Source organism: Ensifer sp. NPDC090286 (assembly GCF_044769565.1).
Classification (GTDB): Bacteria; Pseudomonadota; Alphaproteobacteria; order Rhizobiales; family Rhizobiaceae; genus Ensifer.
Map to the genome: position 1 here is coordinate 141,805 of NZ_JBIVYF010000006.1, position 18,276 is coordinate 160,080.

General features: G+C 60.8%; 17 protein-coding genes and 1 tRNA gene. 11 read left to right on the forward strand and 7 right to left on the reverse strand.

The genetic code is table 11. The features are described 5' to 3' along the window. Positions 1 to 3: 3 nt before the first annotated feature. The 5 genes from ACIQUG_RS27485 (at position 4) to ACIQUG_RS27505 (ending at position 7,167) form a co-directional block, all read left to right on the forward strand. Positions 4 to 2,799 carry a phage tail protein gene (locus tag ACIQUG_RS27485; RefSeq protein WP_402325380.1) on the forward strand — a complete coding sequence of 932 codons (2,796 nt, stop codon included), beginning with the start codon at positions 4 to 6 and terminating at the stop codon, positions 2,797 to 2,799. Beyond that, the gene (locus tag ACIQUG_RS27490; RefSeq protein ID WP_402325381.1) at positions 2,799 to 4,334 is read left to right on the forward strand and encodes a hypothetical protein; all 1,536 of its coding nucleotides are present in this window, start codon (positions 2,799 to 2,801) and stop codon (positions 4,332 to 4,334) included. The genes ACIQUG_RS27485 and ACIQUG_RS27490 overlap by 1 nt, the downstream gene beginning before the upstream one ends. Positions 4,335 to 4,343: 9 nt before the next feature. Beyond that, entirely contained in the window at positions 4,344 to 4,577 is a 234-nt protein-coding gene (locus ACIQUG_RS27495) for a hypothetical protein (RefSeq protein WP_402325383.1), read from the forward strand. Then, on the forward strand, positions 4,577 to 6,223 hold the full coding sequence (locus ACIQUG_RS27500; RefSeq protein ID WP_402325385.1) for a pyocin knob domain-containing S74 family peptidase: 1,647 nt from the start codon (positions 4,577 to 4,579) through the stop codon (positions 6,221 to 6,223). The genes ACIQUG_RS27495 and ACIQUG_RS27500 overlap by 1 nt, the downstream gene beginning before the upstream one ends. A 140-nt stretch (positions 6,224 to 6,363) precedes the next feature. Continuing rightward, positions 6,364 to 7,167, forward strand: a complete 804-nt coding sequence (locus ACIQUG_RS27505) for a DNA adenine methylase (RefSeq protein ID WP_402325387.1) — start codon at positions 6,364 to 6,366, stop codon at positions 7,165 to 7,167. A 57-nt stretch (positions 7,168 to 7,224) separates the two neighbouring features. On the opposite strand, the gene ACIQUG_RS27510 is transcribed toward ACIQUG_RS27505, so the two are convergent. Then, positions 7,225 to 7,707 carry a hypothetical protein gene (locus tag ACIQUG_RS27510; protein WP_402325388.1) on the reverse strand — a complete coding sequence of 161 codons (483 nt, stop codon included), beginning with the start codon at positions 7,705 to 7,707 and terminating at the stop codon, positions 7,225 to 7,227. 165 nt (positions 7,708 to 7,872) lie between these two features. Between ACIQUG_RS27510 and ligD the strand changes: the two genes are divergently transcribed. Further along, entirely contained in the window at positions 7,873 to 8,838 is a 966-nt protein-coding gene (gene ligD / locus ACIQUG_RS27515; RefSeq protein ID WP_402325389.1) for a non-homologous end-joining DNA ligase, read from the forward strand. 202 nt (positions 8,839 to 9,040) lie between these two features. Here ligD and ACIQUG_RS27520 read toward each other — a convergent pair. The 3 genes from ACIQUG_RS27520 to ACIQUG_RS27530 all read right to left on the reverse strand — a co-directional run bounded on the left by ACIQUG_RS27520 (position 9,041) and on the right by ACIQUG_RS27530 (position 11,434). After that, a tRNA-Met gene (locus ACIQUG_RS27520) sits at positions 9,041 to 9,117 on the reverse strand. A 135-nt stretch (positions 9,118 to 9,252) separates the two neighbouring features. Further along, entirely contained in the window at positions 9,253 to 10,506 is a 1,254-nt protein-coding gene (mnmA, locus tag ACIQUG_RS27525) for a tRNA 2-thiouridine(34) synthase MnmA (RefSeq protein ID WP_402325391.1), read from the reverse strand. Positions 10,507 to 10,684: 178 nt separating this feature from the next. Continuing rightward, positions 10,685 to 11,434: a LuxR C-terminal-related transcriptional regulator gene (locus ACIQUG_RS27530; protein WP_034806462.1), complete on the reverse strand. Its 750-nt coding sequence runs from the start codon at positions 11,432 to 11,434 to the stop codon at positions 10,685 to 10,687. 478 nt (positions 11,435 to 11,912) lie between these two features. On the opposite strand from ACIQUG_RS27530, the gene ACIQUG_RS27535 reads away from it, so the two are divergent. Beyond that, on the forward strand, positions 11,913 to 12,188 hold the full coding sequence (locus tag ACIQUG_RS27535; protein ID WP_003527546.1) for a DUF1153 domain-containing protein: 276 nt from the start codon (positions 11,913 to 11,915) through the stop codon (positions 12,186 to 12,188). Between the two features lie 207 nt (positions 12,189 to 12,395). Further along, entirely contained in the window at positions 12,396 to 12,677 is a 282-nt protein-coding gene (locus ACIQUG_RS27540) for a GNAT family N-acetyltransferase (RefSeq protein ID WP_402325396.1), read from the forward strand. Positions 12,678 to 13,002: 325 nt separating this feature from the next. Here the strand turns inward: ACIQUG_RS27540 and ACIQUG_RS27545 are convergent, their stop codons facing one another. Continuing rightward, positions 13,003 to 13,353, reverse strand: a complete 351-nt coding sequence (locus ACIQUG_RS27545) for a flagellar export protein FliJ (RefSeq protein ID WP_034806460.1) — start codon at positions 13,351 to 13,353, stop codon at positions 13,003 to 13,005. Between the two features lie 441 nt (positions 13,354 to 13,794). On the opposite strand from ACIQUG_RS27545, the gene ctrA reads away from it, so the two are divergent. Beyond that, positions 13,795 to 14,496, forward strand: coding sequence for a response regulator transcription factor CtrA (ctrA, locus tag ACIQUG_RS27550; protein WP_025424706.1), 702 nt, complete (start codon positions 13,795 to 13,797; stop codon positions 14,494 to 14,496). Between the two features lie 277 nt (positions 14,497 to 14,773). Here ctrA and ACIQUG_RS27555 read toward each other — a convergent pair whose 3' ends face one another. Together ACIQUG_RS27555 and chpT are read right to left on the reverse strand one after the other, a co-directional pair. Then, positions 14,774 to 15,136, reverse strand: a complete 363-nt coding sequence (locus ACIQUG_RS27555) for a PleD family two-component system response regulator (RefSeq protein ID WP_034806707.1) — start codon at positions 15,134 to 15,136, stop codon at positions 14,774 to 14,776. 253 nt (positions 15,137 to 15,389) lie between these two features. Next, positions 15,390 to 16,040 (reverse strand): histidine phosphotransferase ChpT, encoded by a 651-nt coding sequence (gene chpT, locus ACIQUG_RS27560; protein WP_043611903.1) that lies wholly within the window; start codon positions 16,038 to 16,040, stop codon positions 15,390 to 15,392. Positions 16,041 to 16,315: 275 nt separating this feature from the next. On the opposite strand from chpT, the gene ACIQUG_RS27565 reads away from it, so the two are divergent. Then, on the forward strand, positions 16,316 to 16,909 hold the full coding sequence (locus ACIQUG_RS27565) for a DUF1134 domain-containing protein (protein WP_402325399.1): 594 nt from the start codon (positions 16,316 to 16,318) through the stop codon (positions 16,907 to 16,909). Positions 16,910 to 17,070: 161 nt separating this feature from the next. Next, positions 17,071 to 18,234 carry a hypothetical protein gene (locus ACIQUG_RS27570; RefSeq protein WP_402325695.1) on the forward strand — a complete coding sequence of 388 codons (1,164 nt, stop codon included), beginning with the start codon at positions 17,071 to 17,073 and terminating at the stop codon, positions 18,232 to 18,234. Positions 18,235 to 18,276 lie beyond the last annotated feature (42 nt).

Sequence of the window (18,276 nt, forward strand, 5' to 3'; positions counted from 1 at the left end):
CGGATGCGCGCTCTGACCATTCTGCTCGCCATCGCATTTGTATTTGTCTCGGCCGAGACCGCGTCAGCCGCGCCGGTCGCGGCTGCCATCACGGCGCTTGTCGGCGTTGTTAAGGCGGGGGGTCTCGCTGCCGCGTTCGTCAAGCTCGCTTTCGGTCTGGCCGCTCAGTACGGTGTCAGCCTGATCCAGAAAGCACGGGCCAAGAAGCAGCAATCCCGATCCGAGCCGCGCGGCGTTACCGTCCAGGTGCGTGTCGGCGACGATCAGCCGGCGCAGTTCATCATCGGCACTTACGCCACGGCCGGCATTCGCAAGTACATCGGCTCCTGGGGCCAGGCCGGCAAGACGCCGAACGCATTCATCACTGACGTGATTGAGCTTTCGTGCATCCCGCATCCGGGTTTCTCGGCCATGTGGGTCGACGACACGAAAGGCACGATCCTTTGGAATGAGCCGCATCCGGACGGTCGCGGCTGCCCTATCGAGCAATTCCGCATCAACGGCACCGATTACGCCTGGGTGCGCTTCGTCGACGGCAAGCACACCGTCGCCGACCCTTGGCTGGTCGCGAAGTTTGGAGGCGCTCAAAGGCCCTTCAAAACCACCATGATCGGCCGCGGAATTGCCTTTGCCGTGGTCACCTTCCGTCTCAACACGGAGAAGTTCAGCGGGCTGCCGAACTGCGTCTTCGAGATGCTGCCCATGCCGCTCTACGACCTGCGCAAGGACAGCACGAATGGCGGCAATGGCCCGCAGCGCTGGAACGATCAAAGCACCTGGCAGCCGTCCGACAACAACGCGGTCGCCGATTACAACCTGATCCGTGGCATTTACTACGGCAACGAATGGATATACGGCGGCCAGAACCTCGCAGCCTTCCGCCTGCCGGCGTCGAGCTGGATCGCGGCTGCCAACGAATGCGACCGCTCTGTTACGAGAGCAGATGGCACCACGGAGAAGCAGTTCCGCTGCGGCTACGAAGTGCGCCTCGACATGGAGCCGCTTTCGGTCATCGACGACATCCGCCAAGGCGCCAGCGCACGCATCGCCGAGGTTGGCGGCTCGTTCAAGATCCTCGTCGGCGCGCCCGGCGCTGCTGTCTATTCCTTCAGTGATGCCGATATTCTCGTGACCGAGGAACAGAGCTTCGAGCCGTTCCGGTCGCTGAGCGACACGCACAACGGGATCGAGGCGACCTATCCGGAGCCGGCCGAGAAATGGGCCTCGAAAGATGCGCCGGCCCGATACTCCAGCGCGCTCGAGGCGGAAGACGGCAATCGCCGCCTGGTGACGAGCGTCGACTTCCCAGCGGTGCCCTTCGGCCGACAGGTCCAGGCGCTGATGAAGGCGATGATCGAGGAGGAGCGGCGCTTCCGGATCCATGTCTTCAATCTTCCGCCTGAGGCGTTTGCCCTAGAGCCGAACGACGTCACGTCCTGGTCGTCGGATCGCAACGGCTACGTGAACAAGAAATTCCTGGTCGTCGATATCGCCGGCGGCCTGACGTTCAATCAGCTTGTTCTTCTCAAGGAGATGGATCCATCCGATTACAGCTGGTCGTCGGCGGACGAGCTTCCCACGGATATCGGCTGGCTCGGCCCGATCGCGCCGCCGGCGCAGCCAATGTACGGCTGGCAAGTTGAACCCGCGACCTTCTTGGACGCCGCCGGTGTTGCGCGCCGGCCGTCGATGAAGGTGAGCTGCGCACCCGACCAGGACGATGTTCGTGACGTGCGTGTTCAAGTCCGGTTGAAGGCGAGCGCTGCGGTCGTTTTCGACGGGGTCGTGCCTTACGATACGCCGCATGCCTGGACGCTGAATGGCACGTTCCTGCCGATTACGGACTACCAGGCGCGCGGCAAGTTCGTGCCGCGATCGACGCGCCAGACCAACTGGGGCGACTGGTTGGACGTCACGACCCCGAACGTCCGCCTGGGCGACGGCGACGTGTATCTGCCGGGCATGATCAAGGATCTGCAGGACTTCGCGACCGACACGACCGAGTGGGTGCGCGGTGGCGTCCGCCAGTTGCTCGACGAGCAGAAAAAGACGGCCAAGCTGCTCGCCGAGCAGGACTTCGCAAACTACCGCGACAAGCAGACTTTGCGGCGGGAGCTGGTTTCGCGGGCCGATCAGATCACGGCCAGCTACACCGAGGCGATCGTCGCGGCGACTGGGCCGGGCTCGGCTTTGGTCGGCCGATTGACGACGCTCGAAGCTAAGATCCCGACGCTTGCGACAGCCAGCGCACTCGAAGCTTTGACGGTGTCGGTAAACCAGCAGGGCAGCACTCTAACGGCCTATGGTCTGCGCATCGATAGTCTCGAAGTGGAGCTGCCGAACAAGGCGAGTGCCTCTGCGGTCCAATCGCTTGAAGCTCGCGTGACGCAAACCGAGAGCGGTATTTCCAGTCAGGCCGACCAGATCACGTCGCTGTTTGCAGCGCTCGGCGGAAACTCGGCCGCCATCAACATTCGCGCCTCGGTGCTCGCCACGCCATCAGGTTACGCGGCTCGTTATGGGATCGAGGCACGGACCGGCGGTAGCGGCACCTTCCGCTCCGCCTCGATCATGCTAGACGTGCCAGCGAGCACCAGCGCGCCGACGCGCTTCGTCATACTCGCCGATCAGTTTGTGGTCGCCAGCGGCGCCAACCTCCAGCAGCCGTTCATTTTCCAAAACGGCGTTGCCCGGCTCAATGTCGCGCACATCGGCACGATCTACGGCGCCCGCATGGAGCTTGGTGGCGGCAAACTCATTATCGATGGCGATTTCGGAACGATCGAGGTCTTCAGCTGATGGTCCGGACGATGATTGGCGTAGACAGCACCGGCGCCGGCTGCATCAAGATCATGAAGAACAATGCCGATAATCCGCGAACCACGCCGGACAGCCAGCGATCGAAGTTCCTCTACAACAGCAAGCTCCTGCAGGTGAACGTCGCCGACATGGAGCTTTGCAACGTCGTCTCGCGCCCCGGCCTCAATGACTCTGCCGCATACTACTATCACCCGGCCGGCGCGAACTCAGGCAACTACCAGAAGTGCGAGGGCTCGGGCAGCGGGAAGAGCGATTGGCACTATCGCAATTCGGCGTTCCCGACGTTGCGATACAACGTGCCACTGTTTGACTGGAAGGCAAAGAAGGGCGGTGGAAGCAACCGCTTCAATCAGCAGATGGTCGCCTGGACCGACAGCGGCCAATATTATCATGGTCAGGGCGGTTTCTATGAAGTCGGCAACGCCCGCCAGATCGGATGGATGCAGGGCTTTACCGGATCCGTCAGCCAGTATGGCACCATGGCCTACGGCACGATCGCGCAGATCACTCGCTTCGACACAATCGACAGCTTCAACAAGTTTCAGTCGCGGGATAAGCGGCTCGTCGTTTTCAACCTGCCGGGCAACAGTGATGCGATCGACGAGGCGCCGGCGCTGGCGCCGAACGGCACCAAGACCATCAAGATCAGCTCGCAGTTCATGAAGGTCGCCCGGCCGGGATACAACGTCGACACTGCGACGGTGCAGCAGCTTGCGTTTGATAGCTCGAAGATCCCGGTGAAGGTCATTGCAGCGGCCGACATCGCGCTTCCTTCCGGCGTCAGCTTCTACGAAACCGGCATTCCGCTTCCGGACATGGTCGCGCTCGATGCACACTTCTACACGGGCTCGGTGGTCAACTATCCGTCGTCGCCGGTCAATCTCGATTTCGGCGCTGAGTACTGGTTCGACGGCACTAAGATTTACTTCGATGCGTCCCAGGCGATGCGCGCGCGCTTCATGCTTTACCTGGAGGACAACAGCGCGCCGACCGGTGGCAGCAACAAGGTGCTTCGGCAGTTCACCGAAGCTGGCGTGGACGTTGTGCAGTTCCTCCGGCCCGGCGCTGCCAACCCGCCATCATGGCGCGACATCATCATCGACAGCCGCTGGCCGCAGGTGCAGATCCTGGCGGAAGGCTACTTCAATGTAGCGGCTGGGAACGATGTCGTCGTTGACGTTCCTTTCGACGGGAGCGGCATGTTCCCAATGGTGAAGTACATCACAACGCACGGATCGGGCGGCAATCAAACGCTTGGCTTCACAGTCTTTGGAACTTGGCAAGCAATGTATCGCCTGCCGTTCATCAAGCGGCTGAAATACATCTACAACGGTCAAGCTCATGCCGGCGAAAGTTCCTACTGCGAGCTGACGGCCAACAACGCACGGTTCCACACCTTCAGAGGCAACGTCGGCGACTACTACAATCGCGACGACAGCCCCGGCACCTGGCGCACCGAGGGCGCCTATCCGCCGACCGGCATTCGCTACTTCATATTCGGCATTCCAGCGTAAGGAGAAAGCATGGACACCCAGACCATCAACATAGACCCGCGCGTTGGTCTCGTCGAAGAGCAGGCACTATCCGACCATTTCCGAAGCCGGGCTTTATTCCTCGGCCAACGCCTGCTCGAAAGCGAGGCGAAGATCACCGAACTGGCGGCGCAGGTGGCTGAGATGTCCGCCACGATCGAGGCCCAGGCGACCGATCTTGCCGCGCTTCGTCCCGCTGCCGCCGCGATCGAGGAGAGCAACTGATGGCGCTCCCCTCACACTATTCGGTGGGAACGGCTACCGTCGCCGCCAACAGCAATGCCGTCACCGGTCAGGGCACGAGCTGGCTGAATTCGGTCCAGCCCGGTGACCTGTTCGGAACACACAAGGGCTCGGGCGTTCGTATCCTCAGTGTGAACAGCAACACGTCGCTGACGCTCGCTTATCCTTGGCCCGCTGCGGCGCAGACTGCGGCCGGCTATGAGATCCAGATTACGCCCGATACGGCACGCATGGATCAGGCCACGCGCGATCTTCTGGAGCTGCTGAAGAACGGCAATCTCGACACCTTCGCGGCGTTGGTCAGCGCCGCCGATCGGCTGCCCTACTTCTCCGGCGCCGGGGCGACCTCGCTCGCCGTCTTCACCGAGTTCGCGCGCTCGCTCCTCGACGATGCAAACGGGGCTGCTGCCTATGCGACCCTTGGTGAGATCCCGAACGGGCAAACACCGGATCGCCTGAAAAGCACGGCCGTCCTTCTAACTGATGCGAACGATGCAAACGGCAGCGGCATGTTCTACGTGAACGGCGCGTCCCTCAACATACCCGAGGGCGCGCAGGGGTCGGTCTTTCAGATCCAGGGCAGTTCGAGCACCAAAACCCAAATCTATCACCGAAACTCTAACGGCAATCTTTGGTCGAGAACGATGGTCGGCGGCGTTTGGACGGGGTGGCAGCGGTCGATCAGCGCGAATTCGGACGGCGCCGTTCCGGCTGCGGTAAGGATCGCCGAAAGTACGGCTATTCCGGCGCTGTCCAGCGCTACGATGTTGACGCTGCAAAAGGTCACGCACGTTTTGCTGCAAATGGTGGGGGGAAACCCGGGCACTTCCTCGATCTACTTCGGAGACGCGACGACGAACCATAAGGGATCGATTGTCTACCTCAACGATGTCAACCGAATGAGATTTAGCACCGCCGCGACCATCTCGCTCGAAATATTCGATGACGGGACCCTTCGGAGCGTGCCGTCTTACAACGCGACCTCGGCGTCGGCGGCGAACATGTTCATCGCCTCCAACGGGGCGATCGTTCGGTCAACGTCTTCTGCCCAGTACAAGACGCAGGTCGAGGACCTTTGGCCGAACTACGCCGACGCAATCCTTCAAATGCGGCCGGTCTGGTATCGATCGCTATGCGCAATGGACAATCCCGACTGGTCGTACATCGGCCTGATCGCCGAGGAAGTCGGCGCGATCGAGCCGAGGCTGGTGCACTGGCGCACCGAGGAGATCGTCACCGAGACAGTCGAAAAGCAAGTCACCGTTTCCGTAGAGCGGCCGGTCGAAAGAGAAGCCCAGGTCACGCGCACCGAGTACGTCGACACGGGCTTGCTCGACGATGATGGGAAGCCGCTCTTCAGGGCGTTTGAGCGCACCGAAACGATCGTCGAAATCGACATGGTGACCGTCGAAGAGGTGCAGACGATTGCAGAAACCGAGCATCGCTCCGTGCCGCTGCCGGAACCCGTGGCTGAAGGCATCATGTACGATCGCCTGGTGGTGCATCTGATCGCCCATGCGCAGCGCCAGCATGCAAAGATCGAGACACTGACGACGCAGATGGCAGACCTTCTTATTCGGGTCGGAGCCCTTGAGGCTGCTGCATCGCCTACTCCTCCGGCGCAATAAGCCGGGGGCCGGTGCGCGCTAACGCACCGACGACGGGTCTAAGTTCGCGGCTCTTTCCCGTCCGACAGGCAGTTATCACAACCGTCGCACCCGTACCCTGCAGGGCGGGCTCTCTGTGACTGAGTCGTGAGCTTTTTGAAATGGTGTTTAATGAAGATATGAGGGCGGTTTCGCCTACCCTTCCTCCGGCTGCCTGGATCGGCGGCAAGAGGCAACTGGCGAGCCGCCTGGTCGGGATGATCTCGACCATCCAGCACACCACCTATGCCGAGCCTTTCGTCGGCATGGGCGGTGTCTTTTTCCGGCGCACGGCCGCGCCGAAGAGCGAGGTCATCAACGACCGAAACGGCGAGGTCGTGAACCTCTTCCGGATCCTGCAGCGGCACTATCCGCAGTTCATGGATACGCTGAAATTCCAGATCACCAGCCGTCGCGAGTTTGAACGCCTGAAGGCTTGCGACCCAGCCACGTTGACGGACCTGGAGCGCGCTGCCCGCTTTCTCTACCTGCAGAAGCTCGCCTTCGGCGGGAAGGTCAGCGGTCAGCACTTCGGCATCAGTCTCGATCGCTCGGCGCGGTTCAACCTGACGCGCCTGGCGCCGATGCTCGAAGATGTTCATGAGCGCCTGGCCGGCGTGATCCTGGAGAACCTCGACTGGTCGGAATTCCTCGATCGCTACGACCGAACGGGAACGCTGTTCTATCTCGATCCTCCCTACTTCGGCAGCGAGGATGACTACGGAAAGGCGCTCTTCGGCCGCGACCAGTTCGCCGCCTTGGCGGAACGTTTGAGGCGGCTTCGAGGGCGTTTCATCCTGTCGATAAATGACGTTCCGGAGATCAGGGAAACGTTCGCCGGTTTTGCCTTCCACCAGGCCGAGCTGACCTATTCGGTGAGCGCCGGTAAAGCGACGGCGGCGCGCGAACTGATCGTTTTGGGGTGAGAGTAACGGCTTTGCTGGCGCCGGCCGAAGTCGGCGCCAGCGATAAAGAGTGGAACTCTAGGCGTCTGTGCTTGCTTCGCCAGATGTTTGCTCCATCCACATGCCACTGGCAAAGAGGCTGTCTTCGTCACGCTCACCGCAGCGGAACTGATCTGTCAAATAGCGCGCCAGTCGATCAGCACGTTTGCCGAAGCGCGGAATACCGCACCAGATACAAACTCGATCAAATGTCCGCTGAAGCATATCCAACTCGTCCGGTGTGATCTGGCCGTGCGGTTCTCTTGCAATGGCCCGGATCGAGACTTCTCGATCCGAGTTGCTCGCCTGGTTAGCTTTGCGGGGGATCAATAATTCGCTGGCACCGGCGAGGCGTCTAAGAGCACCGCTTTCACGAACGCCGGACTGATAGGCCTCGATCAGCCGCCTCGCGATCACTTCAGCGTCCTCCGATTGCCGCGAAAGCCCGCGGGCGCGAAGCACGTCTCGAAAAACGAGCTCCAATTGAGTGAGTTCGTGGGGGAGAAGTGCCGTGGAATTCATCGCGCGACCCTCCGTGCTGGGGCGAAAGCGCAAGGTCTTCCAGTCGTCGGAGCCCGTATCAACGTCCAGCGATGGAATGAGTATGCGCCCGCCATCCCGCCGTGACCAGCCCTTAGCCAAATTGAGCTATGTTGCCTTCGCCGCGCAGCCGGGTGCAAATAATTAATGGCCAAGAAGCTTGCCGACCCGATGCCACTGCGAATTGAGCCGTGCGTCCCGAAGCTTGAAAAGAAGCCGCCCAAGGGGGCGCAATGGGTGCACGAGATCAAATGGGACGGGTATCGAGTGCACGTCCACATCCAGGCGGATCAAGTTAAGATATTGACGCGGGGTGGGTACGACTGGGTCAAGCGCTTCGCCTCCATCGCGCGAGCCGCGCAGCAGCTTGGATCTGGCACAATGATCATCGACGGCGAGGCTGTCGTCCTTGACAATCAGGGCCGGTCCGACTTCGGGCTACTTCAGCAAGCCTTGGGCGGGAAGGGTGGCACCCGCAACGCCGGCGCCCCGCAGCTCGTCGCCTTCGACCTTCTTTATCTCAATGGTCGTGATCTTCGGTGCTTGCCGTTGGCCGAAAGGCGGGCGCGACTGGAGGTGGTGATACGAGACCGGACCGGGACGATCTTCCTTTCGGACTGGCTCGGCGCAGATGGCGAAGCGCTGCTTCAGGTAGCATGCGAACATGGCCTTGAAGGAATAGTCAGCAAAAGGCTCGATGCGCCTTATCGCTCTGACAAATCCGGCGACTGGATCAAGGTTAAATGTGCCCAGCGCAGCAAGTTCTTCATCGTTGGCTTCGAGCGATCAATCGCCCTGCCTTCTCACATCAGCAAGCTGCTCCTGGCGGCCCTAAGGGACGGCGGATTGGTCTATGTCGGAAGCGTTGGCACGGGCTGGTCAAACAGCACATCACTTGCGCTCCGCGAGCTGCTGGAGCTGATCAAAACGACGAAACCCGCCATCGCCCTTAAGCGGAAGGGCGCCGTCTTTACCGAGCCCCGCTTTGCAGTGGAGGTCGAGTATCGCGCCTGGACTGAAGACAACAAACTGCGTCATCCTTCGTTCAAAGGGATCGAGGAGGCAACGGCCGAGACCGCTGTTTATCAGCTCGATGCTCAGGCAACGAAATAAGCTCGTCGTTGAACCACATTTGAGGGATCTTCGAAGGAAGTTTGCAGAGCTATTTTGACAGGTGTAGCGGAATTGCAGTTTTTCCGGTTTTGGCTGTCAAAATTCCGGAAAATCGCGGCGAGCTACAGAGGCGTAGAAGTGGAGGTGATCGGGCGCGTGTCGGTGCTAATGGGCGCCAAGGCCTAACTATTGGGGAGAAAAATGGTAGCGGAGGAGGGATTCGAACCCCCGACACAAGGATTATGATTCCTCTGCTCTAACCTACTGAGCTACTCCGCCGGGTACCGCGTCAGGGCTTCGAAGGGGAAGCCGTCTTGACTGGACGGGCGGCTTATACGGCCCGCTTCCGTCCACTGTCAACCCAAGTCTCCGGGAAAATGTGAAGTTTTCACAACGGCCCGGAAATCGGCCTGTTTAAGCGGCCGCCTGCGCCGAAAGCAGCGCCTTCAGCGCCGCTTCCGCACTCGCTTCGCGTTCCGATTTGCGAATGAAACCGCCGCCATAGACGCGCGCGTCCTCGCCGATGCCGGAATAGAGCGCGCAGGCCTGGCCGGGCGCGATGCCGGCTTCGCCCTCAGCGAGTTCGACATAGATGCCCTCGTCGTCCACCGCGAGCACGGCCGGCGCCGGCTGACGGGTGGAGCGCACCTTGGCGAAACATTCGAAGCCGCGCGCGGCTGCCGCCTCGACGTCCTCGTCGCCCAGCCAGTTGACGTCGCGCAGATAGACGCGGCGCGTTTCCAGCGCCTCCTTCGGGCCGACGATGACCCGGCGGGAGCGGGCGTCGAGATAGACGACGTAGAGCGGTTCGCCGGTGGCGATGCCGATGCCGCGGCGCTGGCCGATCGTATAGTGCAGGATGCCTTCATGGGTGCCGAGCACGCGGCCGTCGAGATGCACGATCTCGCCCGACAGCGCCGCGTTCGGCTTCAGCTTGGCGACGATGTCGCTGTACTTGCCCTGCGGTACGAAACAGATGTCCTGGCTGTCAGCCTTCTGGGCGACGACGAGGCCCATGTCCTCGGCGAACTTGCGCGTCTCTGCCTTGGAATAGCCGCCGAGCGGAAAGCGCAGATAGTCGATCTGCTCCTGGGTCGTGGCAAACAGGAAATAGCTCTGGTCGCGCTCGGCGTCGGTCGGACGGTAGAGCGCCCGCTGACCGGCATAGCGCGGATTCGGGCTCGGGCGCGAGCGGATATAGTGGCCGGTCGCCAGCGCATCGGCACCGAGTTCCTTGGCCGTCAAAAGCAGGTCGGCGAACTTGACCGTCTGGTTGCAGGCAACGCAAGGGATCGGCGTCTCGCCGGCGATATAGCTTTCGGCGAAGGGATTGATCACCGTTTCGCGGAAGCGCGCTTCGTAGTCGAGCACGTAATGGGGAATGCCGAGCGTTTCGCAGACGCGGCGCGCATCGTCGATGTCCTGGCCGGCACAGCAGGAACCGGCCCGGTGCACAGCAGCGCCGTGATCATAGAGCTGCAGCGTGATGCCGAGAACGTCGTAGCCCTCGCGTTTGAGCAGGCCGGCAACGACGGAACTGTCGACGCCGCCGGACATGGCAACGACGACACGCGTATCTTCGGGCTTGCGGTCAAAATCGAGACTGTTCACGGGATCCAATCCGGCCTTCGGGCGGCAACCATGCGCCTGCCCTGTTTCACGCTTCATGCGATGCTTTGCCGAGCAACTCTCGGCCCACGGCACCTTCGGCTCCGCGGCGGCCGGCATCAATCGGATGCATAGAGCGCGTCGCGGTACTTTCAGTTCCGCGACATATAGAAACTTGTCCGTCCGGCGGCAAGGCCGGCCGCTGCGGATGAGATGCGCGTGGCTGGCCCTAAAGACGTCAGATCAGCTTCAGCCGCATGGCGCGGGCAATCGCCTGCATACGGTTGACGGCATCGAGCTTGCGGGTCGCGCTCTTGAAGTAGCTGCTGACCGTATAGGTCGAGATGCCCAGGATGATGCCGATCTCGTCGCTGCTCTTGCCGGCAGCCGCCCAGCGCAGACATTCCAACTCGCGGCTCGACAGCTTTTCGCGTGCGGTATTGCCGGTGTCGAAGGTGCGCTCCAGGCATTCGAAAAGCTGGACCAAAGTGAGATACAGCGTGGCGCGCTCGACGCCGGCAGGCGCCTCGCGGCGGCCCGACAGCATGGCGATGAAGGGATCGCCGCCGCTTGTGTGCAGCAGCACCGCGAAATGGCGCGCCATCTCCGGGTGGGCGAGCAGCCGGTGCACCATCGCCTCGTCCGCAGGCTTGGCCGCAACATCGAGCAACTCGGCCCCGCCGGTTACCGGCAGCTTGGTGAAACGCAACTTTTCGACCAGCCCGCTCGACTGGAACGTCTCGCAGGCGTCGTATTGGCGCACCAGTTCGGACGGCCAATTACTGAGCACCAGCCGCTCGGAAAAGCGCTGCTGTTCGGCCAGGGGCATGCGCGCGATCATGAAATGGCCGAAGCCATAGCGCGCGATCAACCGCCGCATGAGATGCAGAAGTTCGTACTCTGTGCGCACCGTGGCCGTATCGATGTCCGAAAACATCTCCACCGTTTCAGCCTCGCGCAGCAAGGCCGGTTCATGCGATTCCTTCATCTGCGATCACCACATCCCCGGCGCCACCGCACCGATCGAGAGAAATACAAACAACGCCCCACATCGTCAGGAGCATGAAATTCACCCGGCAGACGAAATAAAACTGCCGCTACCGGCCTGCCCGCGAAAGAAACGCGTCCGGTTGTGAAAAATATGACGATGCACCAAGAATGAATGCGGGAGCGTACATACGACGCTCATCCTTATTTCGGGGCTTCGTTACCAAAAATTTTAGTTAAAGTGAAATGTGGTATTTGCATGGCTCCCATGTCAATTCCGGGAGAATCCGGATTGTTCTCAAGCGTTTCCACAAGTCGGGGAAATATTGCCGCAAGTTTTGGGGGACGCCGCACATGGGCAAAGGCCCATCGGAAGTGTCTCAAATTATGAGCAAATTGTTACTTGACGCTTAGGCAAATGTTAAATGTGGCAGGCTAAGGTCACGGTCATATGGTCTTGAGTTTGTGTAGAGAGTCCCATGACCGAAATGATGCGACCACGCGTGAAATATGTCATCGGCCCCGATGGCAGCCCTCTGACGATTGCGGATCTGCCGCCGGCGAATACCCGGCGCTGGGTAATCCGCAGGAAGGCTGAGGTTGTTGCCGCCGTGCGCGGTGGCCTGTTGAGCCTGGAAGAAGCGTGCGAACGCTATACCCTTACTGTCGAGGAGTTCCTGTCCTGGCAGTCCTCGATCAACGATCACGGTCTCGCCGGCCTGCGCACCACTCGCATCCAGCAGTATCGCCACTAATTTCGCCCATCACAGGGCCATAGGTCGCGCGGCGGCTCCGGGTTCCCCGGGGCCGCCGCCGTCGTTTTTAACGGTCCCGTGCGGAGCGGCATTGGTTGCGTTTCGCGAACGCACTGTGCACCGGCGATGGCCGAGCGGGCGATTCCGATTTGCGAAAAACTGCGCTAGCTTCCACGCAGACAAACCCGTTCACCAAGGAAGGTTGCCATGGAAATCATGCACGAGGAAACCGGATCGCACGGCCGCTACTCGACATCAGTCGAGGGCCATACCGGTGAAATGACCTATTCGCGCACCTCACCGCAACTGATCATCATCGATCACACGCTCGTTCCGGATGCGCTGCGCGGCAAAGGCGTCGGCCAAGCGCTGGCCAAGCATGCGATCGAGGAAGCCCGCAAGGGCGGCTGGAAGATTATCCCCCTCTGCCCTTTCATGAAGGCGCAGGCGATGCGGCATCCCGAATGGCAGGACGTCATCCAGGGTTGAGACACCTGCGCCGGCGGCCGCGACACAAATCTCAAGTCGAAATCGCGCGCGCCTTGAAAGAGCCACGGCGCTGTCGGTCCCGAAATGAGAAGACCCGCCCGGATGCCGGAGGCATCGGGCGGGTCTTTTTGTCTTGTCACGATCGTGCCGGATCGGATCATGCCAACCGCATGATCCGTCAAGGATGGAACCATCTGCTCCGAAACGGGCTATCGGCCCGTCCAACGGACAAATCCCCCTTGCCGCATCCGGCTCGGGGTTCAAATCACCCTTTGGACCAAGACGTTACGGCCCGCTGCGCCGGATTGTGGCGCAGGAGCCGCAGCTATGCCCGCAGGCGGGTCGACGTGTCCCGCTCTTCGAGGGCCGCCGCCTTCGCGTATTCGGCCTGCACTTCTTCGAGCGCGAGTTCGGCAGCATCCTGCTGCGTCTTCAGCTCGCGAATGGAGACCTGAAGATTGTCGGCTCTCTGACGTGCGGCCTTGGCGAAGGTGGGATAGGCGAAGTGCTGGGGATCGGAGATACCCGACTTCTTCTCCTCGAAAATAATCTGATTTTCCAGATCCTTGGTCATCCGTTCGAACTCAGCCATCATCATCTGAAGCTGGTTCAGCTGACGCTGCTTCTCCCGGACCTGAAACTCCTTCAGGCGGACAAGGCTCTCACGTGCTTTCATACGCAATACTCCCGTGGATAACGAGACCCCGGTTACTGATTTGCCCGCGAGCCGGCCCGAACAGGGCCGGAAACGAAAAATCTTCAGCGATATTAACAAAAGCCTACCGCTGGTAACCTTTCGTTTACGGGCATCGTTAATCATAGGCGTGATGATTTAAGGCTCCGTAAATGCTGAGGCACGAAATGTGACCGCCCCGGCATTAACGAGTCAGAAGAGTCAGATAACGGGATTTCCTCATGTTTCACATGAGATTAGCCGTTCTGGATTCACGTTTGAAATCAGGAGACTGCTAAAAATATTTAACAAACTCGATACACCTTGCCAGAGGGAATCAGAATTTGTTAACCATTTGGTGGCAGCCTCCAAATCAGGCAACGACTGGATCCGTATCGCGTAAGGGTGCCACGACAACCTTGGGCGGCGGAAAAGGGGAAGAATATGCGGGTTCTATTAATTGAAGACGACAGTGCAACGGCTCAGAGCATTGAGCTGATGCTCAAGTCCGAGAGTTTCAACGTCTACACCACCGATCTCGGTGAAGAAGGCGTCGATCTCGGCAAACTTTATGACTATGACATCATCCTTCTCGACCTCAACCTGCCGGATATGTCCGGCTACGAAGTCTTGAGAACGCTGCGTCTTTCCAAGGTGAAGACGCCCATCCTGATTCTTTCGGGCATGGCCGGCATCGAAGACAAGGTTCGAGGCCTGGGCTTCGGCGCAGACGACTACATGACCAAACCGTTCCACAAGGACGAACTGGTCGCTCGCATTCATGCGATCGTCCGCCGCTCCAAGGGCCACGCCCAGTCGGTCATCTCCACCGGCGAGCTTATCGTCAACCTGGATGCCAAGACGGTTGAAGTGGGCGGACAGCGCGTCCACCTGACCGGCAAGGAGTACCAGATGCTCGAGCTGCTCTCGCTGCGCAAGGGCACGACGCTTACCAAGGAAATGTTCCTGAACCACCTTTACGGCGGTATGGACGAGCCGGAACTGAAGATCATCGACGTCTTCATCTGCAAGCTGCGCAAGAAGCTCGCAAACGCCGCCGGCGGCGCCAACTACATCGAAACCGTCTGGGGCCGCGGCTATGTGCTGCGCGAGCCGGATGGTGCCGAATACGCCGAAACTGCCTGATTCCCTGCCAGGGCTTGCACCGATCCCCGCATGATGCGGGCCCGACATTCGAGAGTTTCGCAAAACCCGCCTATGAGGCGGGTTTTGTTTTGCGCGGAAAACGACCACGCTCGCCTCTTCTGCGATGATGTTCCCTCGGATCGCGGGGCGTACCGCACCTGCCGCCCTCCCCTTTCCCAATGATCGAAAGTCTGTTCGGCGCGTCGGGTTGGCACAACAAAAGCCGCGGCAAACGCCACGGCTTGATTTCGCTGCAAGGGTGTGAGGATAAGGCGGCTCAGGCCGCCATCGACTGGCTCGCGAAAACGCTGGTCAGGATCTTGCGGTCGAAAGGCTTCAGCAGGAAGTCATCGGCACCAGCCCGCTTACCGGCCATCATCTTCTTCAGGTCCGCCTCGACGACGCAGTAATAAATCCGCACCGACGGGCCGTTCGGCAGCCGGCGAATGTTGCCGATAAGCTCGAGCGCGCCTTCGAGACCTGCGTCGATGATCAGGATGTTCGGGAGTTCCGCTTCGCAGCGCACGAGCGCCTCGAGGCTGTTCGACGCCTCGTAAACCATGAAGCCCATACCGGAGAGGATGCGTTTTCCAACTTTCCGGACGACATCCGAGCCGTCGGCAATCATCAAACGTCGCATGTCCAACTCCCTTCGCCACTTACCTATACGCGTATCGGCATTCTTGAAACAACTCTATACAAATTTGGGAAAGATTTCGTTACGGAGTTTGCTTAACGAAGCTTTTTCGCGCGCGATCAACCCACTGAAAATATTAAGTTTTCCAAGATTCGGGTGACAGTGAAACGCCTATGGCAGATACGTTTCCGCCGGATGCGATGGCACCCGGCGGCTGTCGAGACGTCAAGAAATCGGGGCGCCTGGCGCCGCCGACTTAAACCTCAGGCTGCATCTTGGCGGTGAAGATGATTTCCTCGCCGGTCGAGGTGACGGCGATTTCCATGCCCGCCTCCTCGCCGAGAAGCACCGTGTAATAGGGCTGGATCGAATGGGCATCGACGGCCTCTTCCGGCGTGCCGGAGAGGAGTTCCACCAGCCTTGGAGGCACGCGCATCATCCGGCCCTTGGCAACCAGCGTGAACACGGCGTCGAACTCCGGGTTCTCGAGCGTCACGTCGATCGAGCCGCCGCGCGGAATGGCGCCGTAGGCGATCAGGAAGAGGTTCAGGAGCAGCTTGACCCGGTTCTTGGCAATGATCGCCCGCGGGCCGTGCCAGTTGACCTCGGTCTTCTTCTCGGCCGCGGCAAAATCCTTCGCCGCCTTTTCCGCTTCGCCGGTATCGATCGACGCACCAACCGAGCCCGAGGCGCCGAAGGCAAGGCGCGCAAATTTCAGCCGGACCGAGGCGTTGAGCGCGCTCGTGCGGATGAGATCCATCGCATCGGCGTCGGCGCCGCCCTCGTCGAGCAGCTCCAGGCCGTTGTTGATGGCGCCGACCGGGGAAATGATGTCGTGGCAAACCCGGCTGCACAGAAGCGCGGCCAGATCGGGTCCCGTCAATGTCAGGTTCGGATTCGTTGCCATCTTAGTTCCTTGTTTGGTGCCATCGGCCCTCGCCTGGGGCACGCGCCGTGGTCACGCCGGTAAAGCCTCCTGCGTGAAGACGCAAGTCATGAGCTGCCCGGCGCGGCCGTTCATCCAGTGGAACATAATGACACCACATTTGGTAAACCGATTGTTAAGACCATCGGTTCAAATTGCATGGAATTGGTCCAGACCCCACCTGGCCGCGCAGTGATCTGACTGTCGGCCACTGCAAACCCGCAAGCGAGCAAATTTCGCGCCTGACGGAGGATATGATGCATCAGATCATGAAGGCTGCCACATCGGCTGGCCGTGTTATCCTGGCCACGATGTTTCTGGTCGCCGGCGCCCTGTCCGTCGCGCACGCCCAGTCGGCGAACAACAACAGCCAATACACCATGCAGGAAATCGTCGATGCCGGTCACGGCTTCTTCGGCGAAACCTCCGGCGGCCTTGCCAAGGTCGTCGAACGTGCCTTTGAACGCTACGGCCTGCCGAACGGCTACATTCTCGGACAGGAAGGCTCAGGCGCGTTCATCGCCGGCCTCACCTATGGCGAAGGCGAACTCAACACCAAGAATGCCGGACAGCACAGCGTCTTCTGGCAGGGTCCGTCGCTCGGTATCGACTGGGGCGGCCAAGGCAGCCGCGCCATGATGCTCGTCTACAATTTGCCGAGCGTGCCGGCGCTCTACAAGCGCTTCGGCGGTGTCTCCGGCTCGGCCTATGTGGTCGCCGGCGTCGGCATGACGGTACTGACCGACGAAAACATCGTCGTGGTGCCGATCCGCACCGGCATCGGCGCGCGCCTCGGCGTCAATGTCGGCTACCTCAAGATGACCCAGAATCCCACCTGGAATCCCTTCTAAGACCGTTGCCGGACCTGCCTGTCGCAAAATCCGGCACCATGGACTTGCAGCGCACGAAACGTCATGTTTAGTGCAAGGAAACGGAAGATGGAGCGCCTGCCGTGCCCTTTGTGGCCGTGCAGGCGGTTCGGTTTCCGGTCCAGTTTCGAAACGGCCAGCTCGTGATCCAATTCTCGCTTCTCTTTGCCCTGGGCTTTCTGACGGCGATCATCATCGGTCTCCTGGTCGCACCGGCGATCCACCGCCGTATCGTGCGTTTCGCCGAGGACCGGCTGAAGGCGACGATGCCCCTCAGCCCCCAGGAGGTGCGCGCGCAGAAGGATGCGGCCCGCGCCGCTTTTGCCGCCGAGAATGCCCGCACGCTTCAGGCCCTCAAGCGCGAACGGGACAAGGGCGTGTCCCTCATGCTCACAAACGAGAAGAGCCTGCAGGAAGCCCGTCGCCTCAGCGGCGAGAACGCCGATCTGCATGCCCAGCTTGCCGACATGAACGTCGAGGCGGCAGACATGCGCTCGGCCATCCGCCAGTTCGAACAGCGCCTGGAGCGGATGAAGGCGACGCTCGACAGCGTCGAGCGGGACAACGCCGGCAAGGCCGACGAGATCAGGAAGCGTGACGTTCAGCTCGCCCAGGATGCTGCCGAGACCGACACTCTGCGGATCAATCTGGCCGCACGCGACACAGAGGTCGAGCATCTGAAAAGCCGGATCGCCACGTTGCGCGACGAGCGCGAAGCCCTGCGCGGCGACTTGAAGACCGAGACCACCCATGCAAAGGAAATGGAACTCCGCCTGTCGCGCGACGAAACCCGCCTGCACCGGCTGGAAGACAAGCTTGCGCGTGAAATGGCAACCAGTGCCGATCGCGAGAGCGCGCTCGAAAGGCGCGCCGGTGAAATCGAGAGATTGAAGGCCAAGGTGAAGGACACCAACCAGGAAATGCGTGACGCCGCCAAGGCCCTGCGCGCCGCCGGCGTCGCCTTTCCCTTGCGCCGCGACCGCAAGCCGGCATCCGAGCAGACGGGCAATGGTGCTGCAGCACCGGTCGAATTGGCAAACGGGGATTCCGGCTCCATTGTCGCCGCCGACGACCTGCGCAATCGCGCCACGGCCCTTTCGGAGCGCCTGACCAACTCCAAGTCCGCAGCCCATGACGAGGCGCTGCGCGACGAAGTCGCAGCAATCGCCGCAGGCATGGTCGCGCTGACGGCGGCGAATGAGGGCGCCACCTCTCCCATCCTCGGCCTGCTCTCGGGCGAGGAAGAAGGCACAGCCAACAGAAAAAGCCTGGCGAAGCGCGTCAAGGATATTCTTCCGCGCGAGTAGGCGCCCGCAGTCGTCGGGGACTGCCTGCCCTCAGACCAGCGC